Source organism: Psychrobacter sp. CAL346-MNA-CIBAN-0220 (assembly GCF_040309805.1).
Taxonomy (GTDB): domain Bacteria; phylum Pseudomonadota; class Gammaproteobacteria; order Pseudomonadales; family Moraxellaceae; genus Psychrobacter.
On the sequence record NZ_JBEOPF010000385.1, the window covers coordinates 1 to 263 of the forward strand.

Consider the following 263-nt stretch of genomic DNA (forward strand, 5'->3'; position numbering starts at 1 on the left):
GGATTTAGTTGATTCATTTTTTGACTATCAAGGCAAATATAAAATCGATATGAGTTAAAACAAAATTAATTGCGTTGAATTATGATTTGAAAAGTACTTATGGTATAAATTGGCCATATCATTAAACAGGAGTCACCATGTTTGTAGTTATTTTTGGCCGCCCAGGTTGCCCATATTGTGTTCGAGCTGTTGAATTATCAGAAAAGTTAGCGGCGCAAAGTGAAGATTTTAAATTCAAATATATTGATATTCATGCCGAAGGC

The 263-nt window shown here is 32.7% G+C and carries 1 protein-coding gene; it reads left to right on the forward strand.

Annotated elements, in window-relative coordinates; all coding sequences use genetic code 11:
* Positions 1-137: 137 nt before the first annotated feature.
* Positions 138-263 (forward strand): glutaredoxin domain-containing protein (locus AAEY88_RS14065; protein ID WP_350563373.1); only part of this gene is annotated, 126 nt, incomplete at its 3' end.